This is a genomic window from Burkholderia sp. IMCC1007 (assembly GCF_027257875.1).
GTDB lineage: Bacteria > Pseudomonadota > Gammaproteobacteria > Burkholderiales > Burkholderiaceae > Burkholderia.
The window spans coordinates 506,189-520,691 of the sequence record NZ_JAPVQY010000001.1; the positions used below are offsets into that span (position 1 = coordinate 506,189).

A 14,503-nucleotide genomic window follows, 5' to 3' on the forward strand; every position below is an offset into this window, starting at 1 on the left:
CCGCGCTATCGGGAAGCGGTCTGCCCCGGCTGCAGCACGCCCTTGCGGTCGGCGTCCATGCAGGTATCGAAGCCGTGTTGCGTGACGGCGCCGGCCTTGTCGAACACGACGAAGTAAGGCCGATGATCGTTGCCGTGCTCGATGAAGTAGTTGTAGCAGACGCCGCTGCCGTTGCGGACCATCCATACGCTGCGCGGATTGCCGGCGGCGCGGACGACGTCGGCGCGCGTTGCGCCATGCCGCGACGCGGCCCTCGCCAGCGGGGTACGCGAGTACGAGAACGGCAGCCACGAATCGAACCACGCGCAGCCGTGCAACATCAGGCAGCTGGCCGCCAGGGACAGCGTCGCGGCGCGGCGGGACATCGGAATCAATCGCATGCTAGGAAGAATCTGCTGCGCCATGCCGGCGCGATCGAAAGCCCCATGCTACTAGACCTTGGGGTTCGAATCGAAAAGAAATGTTGAGATCCGTGTCCGGCTGCGCGGATCATGCCCGCCGCGCGCAAACCCGATCGCGCTGACGCGCTGCGCTGCCGGACGGCCTCCGACCCGCGTGCGCCGATACGCCGATATACCGTTACGCCGATGGGGCGGACCGGCGCTGCGGCCGGCACCGTCATGCAACCCACTCGGCCCACAGCATCGTCAGCACGGTCATCAGCGCGGGGCCGACGAACAGCCCGATCAGGCCGAACGTCTCGGCGCCGCCGAGAATGCCGAACAGGACGAGCAGGAACGGCAGGCGCGTCGAGTTGCCGATCAGCACCGGCCGCACGAAGTGCTCGGCGACGAACACGACCACGAAGCCGACCGCCAGCACCACGACCGCCCACGCGGTCGCGCCCTGCACGAACAGCCACAGCGCCGCGCCGCAGAACACGACCGGCGCGCAGAACGGCAGCATCGCGGCGATCGCCGTCACGAGGCCGAGCAGCGCCGAGTGCGGGACGCCCGCGAGCGCATACATCACGCCGAGAATGGCGCCCTCGCCCAAGCCGACGACGACCAGCCCCGTCACCGTGCCGTACACGGCCGCGACCATCCGTTCGATGAGGTCGGCGCCGTCGCGCCCGAACGCGCGCCGCGCGCCCTGCAGCAACGCGCCCGACAACTTGTGGCCGGCCCGCAGGATCACGAACAGCGTGACCAGCATGAAGCCGAATTCGAGCAGCCCGTGCGCGAGCTTCGTGCCGAACTGCCGGCCGAACGCGATGAATTTCTCGCCGCTCGCGCTGTGCATCGCCGTGCCGGCATGCAGCGGATGGCCGAGATTGGCCTGCCACCATTGGGTGATCTGCGCGGCCCCGTAAGGCAGCCGCGCGACCACGTCGGGCACCGGGATGCCGTTGTCCTGGATCGAATGCAGCCACATGCGCAGGTCGTGCTCCTGCGCGAGCGCCTGACCCAGCGCGAGCGCCACCGGCAGCACGACGAGCAGCGAAATCCCGGTGGTGATCACCGCCGCGGTCAGGGTCGGCCGGCCGCGAAACCACCGGTCCGACTCGAAGCGTTTCAGCAACGGCCACAGCGCGATCGCGATCACGCATGCCCATGCAATGGCGGGAATGAAATCGCGGATCACCCACAGCGCGAGCACCAGCAACACCGTATACAGCACGGCGCGGGCGATCTGCTGCGCGCGCGGTCGTTCGGCGGCATCCTGGGACGGCGAGACATGTACGCGCATGGCACCTCTGTCGAAATGAAAAAATGGCGGTTCGCCCGGGCCGAGCGCCCGGTCGAACCGCCATTCTATCCATCGCCGCCGCGACGGCATGCCGACGTCGCGCGCCACGTCGTCGAACGCGGGCCGCGAACGCCGCGCCGCCGCGCGACCGGACGCGTGCTCAGGCCACCTTGTCGGCGACGCGATAGCGCTCCAGCCAGTGCGCGTACGGCGCGGGCAGCGTCCACGACGGACGCTCGACGCCAAGCTGCTTGGCCGCATAGTACGGCCAGTGCGGATCGGCAAGATGCGCGCGGCCGACCATCACGAGGTCGAGCTGCTGCTCGGCCACGACCCGGTTGGCCAGTTGCGGCGTGTCGATGCCCCACGCGGACGACACCGGCAGCCCGGTCTCGCGGCGCACGCGTTCGGCGATCGGCGCGAGGAACGCCGGACCCCACGGAATCTGCGCGTTCGGCGTCGAGAAGCCGACCGACACGCTCAGCATGTCGAGCCCTTCCTGCTTCATCCGCTGCGTGAGCGCGATCGATTCTGCAAGCGTCTCTTCGTCGCGGCCGTCGTATTCGAGCACGCCGAGGCGCGCGGTCAGCGGCAGGTGCTCCGGCCATACCTGGCGCACCGCCTTCAGCGTATCGACGAGGAAGCGGCCGCGGTTTTCCGCCGAACCGCCGTATTCGTCGTCGCGCTGGTTCGCATGCACGGAGAAGAAGCTCTGGGCGAGATAGCCGTGCGCGAAGTGCAGCTCGAGCCATTCGAAGCCGAGGTCGCGTGCGCGCTTCGCCGACGCGACGAAGTCGGCCTGCACGCGCGCGATGTCGTCGTGCGTCATCGCGCGCGGCGTCTTCGGCAGATGCGCGCCGAACGGGATGGCCGACGGCGCGATGGTCTGCCAGCCGCGCGGATCGCCGTCGGCGATATGATCGTCGCCTTCCCAAGGACGGTTCGCACTCGCCTTGCGGCCCGCATGCGCGATCTGGATGCCGGGCACGGCGCCCGCCGCCTTGATCGCCGCGACCGACGGCGCGAACGCGTCGGCCTGCGCATCGGTCCACAGCCCCGCACAGCCCGGCGTGATCCGGCCTTCCGGCGACACGGCCGTCGCCTCCGCGATCACGAGGCCCGCGCCGCCGCGCGCGATGCCGGCCAGATGCACGTGATGCCAGTCGTTGACGACGCCGTCTTCGGCGACGTACTGGCACATCGGCGGCACCGCGATGCGGTTGCGCAGCGTGACATCCTTGAGTTTGAACGGTTCGAACAGGGCAGACATCCACCACTCCTTTGCTTGGTTCTTCGAAACGACTGGGACGATCCGCCGCGCGGGTACGCACGGCGGAGCAATGCGGGCCGTCGTCGGGCCGGCTGTGCCCGGCGACGGAAACGGCGCGGCACCGGTCATGCCGGCGCCGCGCGAACTTTTATCGACGGCTGAGCTGCGCGAGCAGCGCCTCGGCCGCGGGCGCCGACGACGCGGGGTTCTGCCCCGTGATCAGCAGCCCGTCGGTGACCACGTGCGGCGCCCAGTCGGCGCTGCGCTCGAACTGCGCGCCGTTGGTCTTCAGCATGTCCTCGACGAGGAACGGCACCACTTCCGTCAGCTCGACGGCCGCTTCCTCGCTGTTGGTGAAGCCCGTCACACGCTTGCCGCGCACGACCGACTCGCCGGTTTTCGGATCCTTCACATGGCGCAGCACGCCCGGCGCGTGGCACACGGTCGCGACCGGCTTGCCGGCCGACAACGCGCGCTCGATCAGGCCGATCGAATGCAGATCCTCGGCGAGATCCCACAGCGGGCCGTGGCCGCCCGGATAGAACACCGCGTCGTAATCGTCGATCGACACGTCGGCCAGCTTGCGCGTCGCCGCGAGTTCGGCCTTGGCCGCCGCATCCGCATCGAAACGGCGCGTGGCGTCGGTTTGCGCACTCGGATCGCTGCTTTTCGGATCGAGCGGCGGCTGGCCGCCCTTCGGCGACGCGAGCGTCAGTTCGACGCCCGCATCCTTGAACGCGTAATACGGCGCGGCCAGTTCCTCGAGCCAGAAGCCCGTCTTCTTGCCGGTGTCGCCGAGCGTGTCGTGCGAGGTCAGGACAACCAGAATCTTCATGATCGGACACTCCTTCGAAATGGGGGAACGGGGCCGCATCGCGCGGCGGCAGCTTGGCGCACGCTGCATGCCGCGAACGACGCGCGCCTGCCGGTTAGTCAGTTGGCAGGCGCCGACGTGCGGAGCGCGTATCAAAAATGTTTGGCTCGATGCTATTAGACCAGTCGTCTAGGCGCAGCATCAAAAAAACGACGATCTTCCTGCGCGAGCAGCATCGCAGTGCGATATGTCATTGTCGCGTCTGCACCGTGCGGCATGAACGGCGTCGCATTCATGAGGCCGGATGATAGCGTCGGATTAGACCGGTCGTCTAGCGATCCGCGATTCGGCCCTTTCGGCGACATGGCTTTTGCGCGGGAGCGCGTCCGGCAACCTGCGTTGCCGATCGCGCCCGCTCCGCCGCCGCTTCGGCTAGCCGTCGTGCGGCGGCCCATCCGTATCGCCGGCCTCGATCACCGGAAGCTCGAGCCGATGGCCGCGCGTCCCGTCCGCGAGCAACCCGAGCATCAGGTCCGCCAGCGCGCGTCCGGACGCATGTCCGGTCGGCTGCATGACCGCCGTCACGCGGTGCGGGTACGCGACGTCCGGCGGTACGCCGTCATAGACGATCAACGACATGTCCTTCCCGAGCCGCAAGCCGCTGTCGACCAGCGCGCGGAACGCGCCGCCGCCCGCGATGTTGTTGTCCACCAGCAGCGCCGTGGGCCGTTCGGGCAGTGCAAGCAGCGCCTGCGCCGCCTGCTCCCCGCCGCCGCGCGTAAACGGACACTCGACGAGCAGCGCCGGATCGGGCTCGCGGCCCGCTTCGCGCAGCGCCGCGAGATAGCCGGCGCGACGCTGCATCGCGAAATTGAGCGACAGCGGCGCGCTGATCATCGCGATGCGCCGGTGGCCGAGGCCGATCAGGCGCCGCACCGCATCGCGCGCGCCGGCCTCGTTGTCGAAATCGAACCATGCATAGGGCTCGGCGGCTTGCGTGCGGCCATACGCGACGTACGGAAACCCGTTCGACCGCAGGTACGCGAGGCGCGGATCGTCGACCCGCGTGCGCGCGACGATCAGCCCGTCGACGAGCTTGCCGTCGACGAGCCGGCGATAGGTGTCCAGTTCGGCGTTCGGCCGCGCGGACGCGATGATGAAGTCGAGATTGCGCTCGGCGAGCCGCTCGGTGATGCCCGCGACGACTTCGCCGAAGCGCGGATCGCCAAGATCGCACGCGCCGAACGGATACACGATGCCGATCGTATCGGCGCGCCCCGTCGCCAGCCGGCGCGCGGTCGGATCCGCGACGTAGCCGAGTTCGCGCGCGGCCTTCATCACCCGCTCGCGGGTCGCCTCGCTCACGTCGTCGTAGCCGTTCAGCGCCCGGCTGACCGTCGTGCGCGACAGCCCGAGCGCATCCGACAGCGCCTTCAGATTCACCTTCACGTCGCTCCTCGCGTTGTGCATGCCATTCGGCCGACGGCCGCGCGTGCGGCAATTATTCCCGAATGGCAGTTATTACCGTCAAATATTTATCTTTTGACGTCCAAACCGGTTTGAAATAGTATCCAAACCGGTTTGGATATCGATGCCGCCGTCAATCGTTCCCTTTCACCGTCAACGGAAACTACGCCGACATGACTTATTTTCCTTTTTGCCGCGCGCACGCGGCCAAACGTTTGCTGTTCGCCGGCGCCGCACTGGCCGCGTTCGCGTCCGCCGCGCACGCACAGACGGCCGGCGCACCCGCGCCCACGCCGCACACGCAGCAGGCCTACGACCCCGACAGCAACTTCACGATGCGCTGGACCCGCGCGGACATCCGCCAGATCGTCGCGCAGTCGCACACGGCCGGCGCCGACCGGAACTCGCTGCCGCAAGCGCTGACGATGCCGGACATCCCGCAGGACTTCCCGCTGATCAACCCGAACGTGTGGGTCTGGGATACGTGGCCGCTGGCGGACCTGCGCGCGAACCAGCTCAGCTACAAGGGCTGGGAAGTGATCTTCTCGCTGACCGCCGACCCGCATGCCGGCTACACGTTCGACGATCGTCACGTCCATGCGCGCATCGGCTTCTTCTATCGCCGCGCCGGCGTGCCCGCGTCGCAGCGGCCCGCGAACGGCGGCTGGACCTGGGGCGGCCACCTGTTCCCGGACGGTGCGAGCGTCAAGGTGTTCGGTACGTCGCCGATGACCAACAACGCCGAATGGTCGGGCTCCGCGCGCCTCACGCAGGGCGACAATGTCAGCGTGTACTACACCGCGACGTCGTTCAACCGCTCGGCGCCCGGCGGCGCCGACATCACGCCGCCGCAGGCGATCATCACGCGCGCCGACGGCCACATCCATGCCGACGACAAGCACGTGTGGTTCAGCGGCTTCGACGATCACAAGGCGCTGCTGCAGCCGGACGGCACCTATTACCAGACGGGCCAGCAGAACACCTACTTCTCGTTCCGCGATCCGTTCGTGTTCACCGACCCGGCGCATCCGGGCAAGACCTACATGGTGTTCGAAGGCAACACGGGCGGCCAGCGCGGCGCGCGGACCTGCACCGAGGCCGACCTCGGCTACGCGCCGAACGACCCGTACAGGGAAGACCTCAACGCCGTGATGAACTCGGGCGCAGTGTATCAAAAGGCCAACGTCGGTCTGGCGGTCGCGACGAACCCGCAACTGACGGAATGGAAGTTCCTGCCGCCGATCCTGTCCGCGAACTGCGTCGACGACCAGACCGAGCGTCCGCAGATCTACCTGAAGGACGGCAAGTACTACCTGTTCACGATCAGCCATCGCACCACGATGGCCGCGGGCGTCGACGGGCCGGACGGCGTCTACGGCTTCGTCGGCAACGGCATCCGCAGCGATTTCCAGCCGCTGAACGGCGGTAGCGGCCTCGTGCTCGGCAATCCGACCGACTTCTCCGCGCCGGCCGGTGCGCCGTATGCGCAGGACCCGAACCAGAACCCGCGCGAGTTCCAGTCGTATTCGCACTTCGTGATGCCGGGCGGGCTCGTCGAGTCGTTCATCGATGCGATCGGTCCGCGCCGCGGCGGCACGCTCGCGCCGACGGTGAAGGTCAACATCAACGGCACGTCGACGGCGGTCGACCGCTTCTACGGCCGCGGCGGCCTCGGCGGCTACGGCGACATCCCGTCGAACCTGCCGGCCACCGGCGCCGGTCACAACGACGGCGGCGCCGGCGCCCGGCCGTAAGCGCGGTGGCCCGGTAGTCCGCCGGTTCGGCAGGCAGGCAGCGCGCGTGTCGCATGCCCGCCTGCCTTCTTGTTCCGCAGCCAGCGCGTGCCGCCGTTGCCGACGGCATGCGCGCCCTTCTTTCCGCTTTGCGCCGCGAAGCACGGAATCCTGCATGAGATCGATGCTTCACCACTGTTCATTCCGGCTCGCCGGACTCCTGCTCGCGTGTGCGTCCGGCCTGCCGTCGGCACACGCGACCTGTGCCGCGCCGCCGCTCGCGCGCGATACACCGCAATGGCGCCCTGCGCTGCACTACACGCCGCAGCGCAACTGGATGAACGATCCGAACGGCCTCGTGTACGAAAACGGCCGCTATCACCTGTTCTACCAGTACAACCCGCTCGGCCCCGACTGGGGCAACATGTCGTGGGGCCATGCGACCAGCACCGACCTCGTCCACTGGCGCGAGCAGCCGGTCGCGATGCGCGCGAGCGCGACGGAGGAAATCTTCTCCGGCTCGATCGTCGCCGACACGCACAACACGTCCGGCCTCGGCGCGCCGGGCGAGACGCCGCTCGTCGCGCTTTATACGAGCGTCTACCAGGCCGGTTCCGGCCACGCGCCCGGCACCCAGGCGCAATCGCTCGCGTACAGCCTCGATCACGGCGCGACGTGGCAACCCTATGCACACAATCCGGTGCTCACGCTCGATCCGGAATCGAAGCAGTTCCGCGACCCGAAGGTGTCGTGGTACGCGCCGGGACGCTACTGGCTGATGACGACCGTCGTCGCCGATGCGCAGGTCGTGAAGCTCTACCGCTCCGACGACCTGATCCACTGGTCGTTCCTCAGCGACTTCACGCTGCCGGACGTGCCGCATGCGGGCGCGCTGTGGGAAATGCCCGATCTCTTGCCGCTGCGCGTCGACGACGATCCGCGACGCATCAAGTGGGCGATGATCGTCAACGTCAACCCGTGGTCGATCGCCGGCGGTTCGGGCGCGATGGTTTTCGTCGGCGACTTCGACGGCCGCACGTTCGTCCCGAGTCGCGTCCCACCAGCCGGCTCCGATCCCGCGCAATTCCGCTGGGTCGATCACGGCGCCGACTTCTACGCGGCCGGGACGTTCTCCGGCACGCCGGGCGCGCGCCCGGTCGCGATCGCGTGGATGAGCAACTGGGACTATGCGTCGAAAGCGCCGACGGCGCCGTGGCGCGGCGCGACGACGCTGCCGCGCGAACTCGCGTTGAAAACGATCGGCGGCGAACCGACGCTCGTGGCGACGCCGGCCGCCGCGTTCGAGGCGTGGGCCGACGGGCGGCCGGCCATCCATGAAGGCGACCTGAGCGTCGAGTCGGCCACGCGCGCGCTGTCGGCTGGCGCGCGCGGTGTGGTCCAGCGCATCACGGTGACGCTCGCGCCGCAGGACGCGGCCCGCGCGGGCCTGATCGTCCGCAGCTCGGCGGACGGCGCGATCGGCACGCGGATCGTGTACGACACGTCGAAACACACGCTGACGCTCGACCGCTCGCGCTCCGGCACGATGGATTTCGCCGGCACGTTCAGCCGCGAACACATCGTCGACCTGCCGCTCGAGCATGGCCGCCTGCGGCTCGAAATCGTCGTCGATCGCGGATCGGTCGAAGTGTTCGCGAATGGCGGCCGCGCGGTGCTGACGGATCTGATCTTTCCGCCGCTCGATGCGGATCGTGTCGCCGTGTTCGCCGAGCAGGGCCGCGCGACGTTTTCGGGGCTGACGGTGACGCAGCTCGATGCGCGCGACGCTGCGCTGGGCGACTGCGCATCGCACTAGCGATTAGCGATACGAAGCGACGGCGGGACCGCGCCGCCCGACGTCCGTCAGGCGATGCAGCCCCGCCGGTTTCACGCTCAGAGCAAGCCCATCCCGCCCGACGCGATGATTTCCGCGCCGACGATGAACGCCGACTCCGGCGCGCTCAGATGCAGCACCGTCGACGCGATTTCGTCCGGCGTGCCGAACCGGCCGATCGGCACGAGCCCCTTGATCTTTTCCGCGGTCGCGTCGAGCGTCGCCGCATCGAGCCCGAGCTTGCCGTACAACGGCGTCTCGACCGGCCCGGGGCTCACCACGTTCACGCGCACGCCGTGCGGCAGCAATTCCGTCGACAGCGTCTTCGCGAACGAATTGACCGCCGCCTTGCTTGCCGCGTACACGGACGAACCCGGCATCCCGATGTGCGCGTTGATCGACCCGTTGATCACGATCGACGCGCCGCGGTTCAGCAGCGGCACGAGCGCCTGGATCTGGAAATACGCGCCCTTCACGTTCGTGTCGAACACGAGGTCCCACAACGCCTCGTCGATATCCGTGAACGGCGCGAGTTTCGCGACGCCCGCGTTGATGAACACGGCGTCGAGCCGCACACCGGACGCTGCGAGCGCGTCCGCCAGCGCCCGCGCCGACGCGACGCTGCCGGCCTCGTTGCGGATCGCGAGCGCGCCGTCACCGAGCGTCGCGCGCGCGGCGGCGAGCGTCTGCTCGTCGCGACCGGTGATGACGACCCGCGCGCCTTCGGCCGCGAATGCCCGTGCGGCCGCCAGGCCGATCCCGCTGTTGCCGCCCGTGACGAGTACCGTTTTTCCTTCGAAGCGTTGCATGATGTTCTCCTGTGAACCGGTGAGTTGACCGTGAACACAGGATGCGCCCCGCGCGCACTGTTGCCGTACGACGGGCGCGGCAGACATGTTCGAAATCTTCGAACGTGTTTGCCCGCGCGCCCCGGCCCGTCGCGTACTCGCGTGGCGCAGTCAACCCGCCACGTCGATCCCGTCGAGCAGCCGTTGCGCGAGCCGCGGCTCCCGCAGTTGCTCGAGCCACCATTGCAGCGCGCGGCCGTCGCGGTCGCCGCGCCACGCGACATACAACACGTTCGGTTCGCGCGGATCGGCCGTTTCCTTCTCCACCAGCTCGCCGCGCGCCAGCAGCGACGCGACCCGCCGGCGCGGCACCCAGCCGACGCCGAGCGCGTCGCGCTGCGCGAGGATCTTCGCGCGCATCGACGGCACCGCGAGCACCGCCTGCCCGCCGAGCAGCCCATACGCGCGGCCGGCCGAGTGCCGCGACGAATCGGCGACGACGACCGCGCGATGCGCGCCGATCGCATCCCGCGTGAGCCGCCCGCTCGCCGCCGCAAGCGGATGGCGCGGCGATACCGCGAACACCCATTCCATCGCGCCGAGCTCGAACCACTTGAAGCCCGGAATCGCCGGCGGCTCGTTGGTCGCGCCGACGACCAGATCCGCGCGGCCGTCGCGCAGCGCCTCCCAGGTACCGCCGAGCACTTCGTGCGTGAAGCGCAGCGACACGCCCGAATCGAGCGCATCGAACGCGCGCACGACCGGCAGCAGCGTATCAAACTCCAGCACCTCGTCGCTGACGATCCACAGCCGGTCCTCCCAACCGCTCGCGACCTGCCGCACGCGCTGCGTGAGCCGCGCGACGTCCAGCGCGACGCGCGATGCCTCGTCGGCCAGCAACTGGCCGGCCGCGGTGAGCTGCAGCCGGTAGCCGCGCCGGTCGAACAACAGCGCGTCGAAGCGCGTTTCCAGCTGCCGCGCGGCATGCGACACCGTCGACGGCGCCTTGCCGAGCCGCGCAGCCGCCCGCGACAGGCTGCCGGTGGCGCGGATCGCATCGAGCAGCGCGAGTTCGTCTTCGGACAACATGAGCGGCACTCCGGTCAGGGCGTGAGGTGGATCGTAAGGCAGCGGCGCGCGACGGTCCAATCGAATGGCGCTGCGCCCGGTATGTGGCGGATGCGGGCCGACCCTCGTCGCCACGGGCGATCCCGAGCATCCGGACCGGCTCGCGAACCGCGCTCGCCATTACAACCGCAAGCACGGCCGTTCCCCGGGACGCACCGCACCCGCGCGCCCTCCCGAGCGCCAATCCGGCCATGAACTTCCGGTATGCTGACTGACACCCAATTCCAGCATTCGAGGTAACCACTGCGATGGACATCGCGATCCGCATCGAAGGCCGTCACGACCTGACCGGGCAGATCTTCCGCCAGCTGCGCACCGCGATCGTCGACGGGCGGCTCGAGGGCGGCGCCCGCCTGCCGTCGACGCGCGATCTCGCGAAGCAGCTCGGTGTGTCACGCAAGACGACGCTCGACGCGTTCGAGCGCCTCGTCGCCGAGGGCTATCTGAACACGCGCGCCGGCGACGGCACGTTCGTCGCCACTGGCCTCGCACGGGTGCCGCATGCGGCGGCCGCGGCAACGCCGTCGCTCGTCGAAGCCACGCCGCAGGTCCATGCCGTCGCAGCGCGCGAACTGTGGGACGACCTGCCCGACGCGCTCGCGATGCCCGCGCCGCAGGAGTCGCCCGCCTTCGATTTTCGCGGCGGCGTGACCGACAAGACGCTGTTCCCGTTCGACGCGTGGCGCCGCTGCCTGCATCACGCACTGCGCCTGCAGGCGCGCGGCCCCGGCCAGTATCACGACCCGGCCGGCGATCCGCAGTTGCGCGGCGCGATCGCGCGCTACGTCGGGTTCAGCCGTGCGGTCGCGTGCGGCTGGGACGACGTGCTCGTCACGCACGGCGCGCAACAGGCGCTCGACCTGATCGCGCGCGTGGTCGTGCGGCCGGGCGACGTCGTCGCGGTCGAGAATCCCGGCTATCCGCCGGCACGCGCGGCGTTCGCGTCGCTCGGCGCGACGGTGATCGGCGTGCCGGTCGATGCGCACGGCATCGTCACCGAGCGGCTGCCCGACGACGCGCGCCTCGTCTACGTGACGCCGTCGCACCAGTTCCCGCTCGGGATGCCGATGACACTGGACCGGCGCGTCGCGCTGCTCGAATGGGCTCAGCGCCGCCGCGCGGTGATCATCGAGGACGACTACGACGGCGAGTTCCGCTTCGAGGGCCGCCCGGTGGAATCGCTGAAAAGCCTCGACCGCGCCGGCCTCGTCGCGTACGTCGGCACGTTCTCGAAGACGATCTTCCCGGAACTGCGGATCGGCTACGCGATACCGCCGCGCGCGCTGCGCGGCGCGCTGTGCAAGGCCAAGCAGATCGTCGACTGGCATACCTGCTCGCTGACGCAGGCCGCGCTCGCACGCTTCATGGTCGAAGGCGACTTCGCCCGGCATCTGCGACGCGTACAGAAGCACTACGACGCGCGCCGCAAGATGCTGATCGCACACCTGCGCGGCGGACTCGCGCCGTGGTTCGACGCGATCGTGCCGACCGCCGGCATTCACCTCGCCGCGCTGCTGACACCCGGGCTCGACGAAAGCGCGCTGGTCCGGGCAGCCCGCACGCACGGCATCGGCCTGTACGGGATCTCGGCGTTCCACGTCGGCGCGCCGGAGCGGGCAGGCTTGCTGTTCGGCTATGGCGGGATCGACGCGCTGCGGATCGATACGGCGCTCGCGAAGTTATTTGCGCTGCTGGATTCGGACGCTATCGGCGACACGCCACTGGTTACCTGAATTTTCTCAAAATTGGCCATTCAAGCGAGCCAGTGACGGGCATACAGTGGGTCCTGTCGCGCCGCCGTGCGCATCAACCCACCGAGGAGCCGCCATGCAACCGCGCCTGAACTTCTACGCCGCCAGCCCGAACGCCATCAAGGTGATGCGCAACGCCGAGGAATTCCTCGCGAAGAGCACGATCGAAAAGCCGCTCGCCGAACTCGTCCGGCTGCGCGCATCGCAAATCAACGGCTGCGCGTTCTGCGTCGACATGCATACGGCGGACGCGCGCAAAGGCGGCGAAGCCGAGCGCCGCCTGGCGACCGTCGTCGTGTGGCGCGAAACGCCGTTCTTCACCGAGCGCGAACGCGCGGCGCTCGAATGGACCGAGGCGCTGACGCTGGTCGCCGACAACCACGTGCCCGATTCGGTCTGGGAAGCCGTGAAGCCGCATTTCAGCGACGAAGAGTTGTTCGAGCTGTCGCTGCTGATCACGACGATCAATGCGTGGAACCGCTTCGCGATCGCGTTCCGCAAGATGCCCGAGTAAGGAGACGGCGATGAGCACGCGTTCGACTCTCCGTCACACGGTGTTATGCGCGTCGCTCGCGCTCGGCGCCGCGCTGCCGGCCGCCGCCCATGCGCACGATGCGGGCGACCACGTGCACGCGATCATGCGGCAGGCCGTGCCGGACGCGCCGGGCAAGCTCGCGGTCGTCGCGACCGTCGACTATGCGCCCGGCCAGGCGTCGGAACCGCACCGGCACCTCGGCTCGGTGTTCGCGGTCGTGTCGAAAGGCGAAGTGCTGTCGCAGCTGAACGGCGGGCCGGTGCGCCGCTATCGCGCCGGCGAAGGCTGGTACGAGCCGCCCGGTTCGCGCCATCAGGTGTCGCGCAATGCGAGCGCGACCGAACCCGCGCAACTCGTCGTGTTCGGGCTGACCGGGGAGCACGACCCGCTGAAGTCGCCGATCGCTCAGTAACGATGCTGGAGGGGGCGCGTGCCGTGGCGGGCACGCGCCGCGAGGTGCGCTCTCGGCTACCCGGCCCGTGCCGAGCGGTCCCAGGCAGCGGCTCCGCTTCGCCATTCCGCCAACACTTCCCCCGCCGTGCCTGAAGTGGTCGACCAACTTTGGACGCAGCGCCGGGCTAGGCCGCGAGCGTTCCAGCGCGCTGGCGGCAGTCCCTTCGGTTTCCGCATTAGCCGTTCCCTACATTCCAACTGCGGCACACACCGGCTCGCCGCGCCGCCGCCCCGCCATCCCGCACACCACTCGCCGCCAAGCCGGCCGCGCCAACGCGCGCGAAAACCCTTCCTTGAAATTAACTAACTCATCAATTAGCGTCGTGTGCATGAACGCGAAAGCCACCGTCGCCAGGCCGCGCGGGCGCCGCCCGTCGGTGCACGATTTCGACCTGCGCGACCACATGCTCGACGTCGCGATCCAGTTGTTCGCGGAGCGCGGCATCGCCGCGACGACGGTCGCGCAGATCGCCGCGGCTGCCGGCGTCACGTCGGCGATGGTCCATTACTACTTCACGAATCGCGAGCAGCTGCTCGATGCGATCGTCGAGGAGCGGCTTGCGCAGGCGATCGCGTTCGTGTGGCGCCCCACGGCTGCGCAGACCGAAAGCGATCCGTTCGCGCTCGTCGCCGAACTCGTCGACCGGCTCTTCGACGTCACGCACCGGATGCCGTGGCTGCCGTCGATCTGGCTGCGCGAGATCGTCCACGAAGGCGGGCTGCTGCGCGAGCGGATGGTCCAGCGCATTCCGCTCGAGCATGTCGGGCGTTTCGCCGAACGCATCCGCGCCGCGCAACAGGGCGGCACGCTGAATCCGTCGCTCGAACCGGCGTTCCTGTTTCATTCGATCATCGCGCTCGTGATGCTGCCGCTCGCAACCGCGAAGCTGTGGCAAAGCGCGCGCGGCCTGCCGCCGATCGATCGCGACGTGCTGCATCGCCATGTCCGCGCGCTGCTCGACGCCGGCATGCAGCCGCCCCGCGTCGCGCCGGCTGCGCGCGCACGCTCGTCACGGAGGCGCGCGTGAGCGCGGCCCGCGC

General features: G+C 69.1%; 13 protein-coding genes. 6 read left to right on the top strand and 7 right to left on the bottom strand.

What is annotated here, in order from left to right:
* Window positions 1–5: 5 nt before the first annotated feature.
* From O1Q03_RS02510 to O1Q03_RS02530, 5 genes are all read right to left on the bottom strand, one after another.
* Window positions 6–380: a hypothetical protein gene (locus O1Q03_RS02510; RefSeq protein WP_269501503.1), complete on the bottom strand. Its 375-nt coding sequence runs from the start codon at window positions 378–380 to the stop codon at window positions 6–8.
* A 238-nt stretch (window positions 381–618) separates the two neighbouring features.
* Complete coding sequence (locus O1Q03_RS02515; protein WP_269501504.1) at window positions 619–1,689, bottom strand: AI-2E family transporter; 1,071 nt, start codon at window positions 1,687–1,689, stop codon at window positions 619–621.
* 160 nt (window positions 1,690–1,849) lie between these two features.
* Entirely contained in the window at window positions 1,850–2,959 is a 1,110-nt protein-coding gene (locus O1Q03_RS02520; protein WP_269501505.1) for an NADH:flavin oxidoreductase/NADH oxidase, read from the bottom strand.
* A 148-nt stretch (window positions 2,960–3,107) separates the two neighbouring features.
* Window positions 3,108–3,794: a type 1 glutamine amidotransferase domain-containing protein gene (locus tag O1Q03_RS02525; RefSeq protein ID WP_269501506.1), complete on the bottom strand. Its 687-nt coding sequence runs from the start codon at window positions 3,792–3,794 to the stop codon at window positions 3,108–3,110.
* A 411-nt stretch (window positions 3,795–4,205) separates the two neighbouring features.
* Window positions 4,206–5,243: a substrate-binding domain-containing protein gene (locus O1Q03_RS02530; protein WP_269501507.1), complete on the bottom strand. Its 1,038-nt coding sequence runs from the start codon at window positions 5,241–5,243 to the stop codon at window positions 4,206–4,208.
* 170 nt (window positions 5,244–5,413) lie between these two features.
* Here O1Q03_RS02530 and O1Q03_RS02535 point away from each other — a divergent pair, with 170 nt between their 5' ends.
* Window positions 5,414–6,994 carry a glycoside hydrolase family 68 protein gene (locus O1Q03_RS02535; protein WP_269501509.1) on the top strand — a complete coding sequence of 527 codons (1,581 nt, stop codon included), beginning with the start codon at window positions 5,414–5,416 and terminating at the stop codon, window positions 6,992–6,994.
* Window positions 6,995–7,148: 154 nt separating this feature from the next.
* Window positions 7,149–8,789, top strand: a complete 1,641-nt coding sequence (locus O1Q03_RS02540) for a glycoside hydrolase family 32 protein (RefSeq protein ID WP_269501510.1) — start codon at window positions 7,149–7,151, stop codon at window positions 8,787–8,789.
* 77 nt (window positions 8,790–8,866) lie between these two features.
* On the opposite strand, the gene O1Q03_RS02545 is transcribed toward O1Q03_RS02540, so the two are convergent.
* On the bottom strand, window positions 8,867–9,616 hold the full coding sequence (locus tag O1Q03_RS02545) for an SDR family oxidoreductase (protein WP_269501511.1): 750 nt from the start codon (window positions 9,614–9,616) through the stop codon (window positions 8,867–8,869).
* A gap of 150 nt (window positions 9,617–9,766) precedes the next feature.
* Complete coding sequence (locus O1Q03_RS02550; RefSeq protein WP_269501512.1) at window positions 9,767–10,684, bottom strand: LysR family transcriptional regulator; 918 nt, start codon at window positions 10,682–10,684, stop codon at window positions 9,767–9,769.
* 287 nt (window positions 10,685–10,971) lie between these two features.
* On the opposite strand from O1Q03_RS02550, the gene pdxR reads away from it, so the two are divergent.
* From pdxR to O1Q03_RS02570, 4 genes are all read left to right on the top strand, one after another.
* Window positions 10,972–12,456 (top strand): MocR-like pyridoxine biosynthesis transcription factor PdxR, encoded by a 1,485-nt coding sequence (gene pdxR, locus O1Q03_RS02555; RefSeq protein ID WP_269501513.1) that lies wholly within the window; start codon window positions 10,972–10,974, stop codon window positions 12,454–12,456.
* A 94-nt stretch (window positions 12,457–12,550) separates the two neighbouring features.
* Window positions 12,551–12,988, top strand: coding sequence for a carboxymuconolactone decarboxylase family protein (locus O1Q03_RS02560; protein WP_269501514.1), 438 nt, complete (start codon window positions 12,551–12,553; stop codon window positions 12,986–12,988).
* Window positions 12,989–12,998: 10 nt separating this feature from the next.
* A complete protein-coding gene (locus O1Q03_RS02565; protein WP_269501515.1) occupies window positions 12,999–13,421 on the top strand; it encodes a cupin domain-containing protein in 423 nt (140 codons plus the stop codon).
* 370 nt (window positions 13,422–13,791) lie between these two features.
* A complete protein-coding gene (locus O1Q03_RS02570) occupies window positions 13,792–14,490 on the top strand; it encodes a TetR/AcrR family transcriptional regulator (RefSeq protein WP_269501516.1) in 699 nt (232 codons plus the stop codon).
* Window positions 14,491–14,503: the final 13 nt, after the last annotated feature.

What these genes read in the sequence shown, in the direction of transcription:
- O1Q03_RS02510 (WP_269501503.1), bottom strand. Translation starts at nt 380, where the DNA reads ATGCGATTGATTCCGATGTCCCGCCGCGCCGCGACGCTGTCCCTGGCG.
- O1Q03_RS02515 (WP_269501504.1), bottom strand. Translation starts at nt 1,689, where the DNA reads ATGCGCGTACATGTCTCGCCGTCCCAGGATGCCGCCGAACGACCGCGC.
- O1Q03_RS02520 (WP_269501505.1), bottom strand. Translation starts at nt 2,959, where the DNA reads ATGTCTGCCCTGTTCGAACCGTTCAAACTCAAGGATGTCACGCTGCGC.
- O1Q03_RS02525 (WP_269501506.1), bottom strand. Translation starts at nt 3,794, where the DNA reads ATGAAGATTCTGGTTGTCCTGACCTCGCACGACACGCTCGGCGACACC.
- O1Q03_RS02530 (WP_269501507.1), bottom strand. Translation starts at nt 5,243, where the DNA reads ATGCACAACGCGAGGAGCGACGTGAAGGTGAATCTGAAGGCGCTGTCG.
- O1Q03_RS02535 (WP_269501509.1), top strand. Translation starts at nt 5,414, where the DNA reads ATGACTTATTTTCCTTTTTGCCGCGCGCACGCGGCCAAACGTTTGCTG.
- O1Q03_RS02540 (WP_269501510.1), top strand. Translation starts at nt 7,149, where the DNA reads ATGAGATCGATGCTTCACCACTGTTCATTCCGGCTCGCCGGACTCCTG.
- O1Q03_RS02545 (WP_269501511.1), bottom strand. Translation starts at nt 9,616, where the DNA reads ATGCAACGCTTCGAAGGAAAAACGGTACTCGTCACGGGCGGCAACAGC.
- O1Q03_RS02550 (WP_269501512.1), bottom strand. Translation starts at nt 10,684, where the DNA reads ATGTTGTCCGAAGACGAACTCGCGCTGCTCGATGCGATCCGCGCCACC.
- pdxR (WP_269501513.1), top strand. Translation starts at nt 10,972, where the DNA reads ATGGACATCGCGATCCGCATCGAAGGCCGTCACGACCTGACCGGGCAG.
- O1Q03_RS02560 (WP_269501514.1), top strand. Translation starts at nt 12,551, where the DNA reads ATGCAACCGCGCCTGAACTTCTACGCCGCCAGCCCGAACGCCATCAAG.
- O1Q03_RS02565 (WP_269501515.1), top strand. Translation starts at nt 12,999, where the DNA reads ATGAGCACGCGTTCGACTCTCCGTCACACGGTGTTATGCGCGTCGCTC.
- O1Q03_RS02570 (WP_269501516.1), top strand. Translation starts at nt 13,792, where the DNA reads ATGAACGCGAAAGCCACCGTCGCCAGGCCGCGCGGGCGCCGCCCGTCG.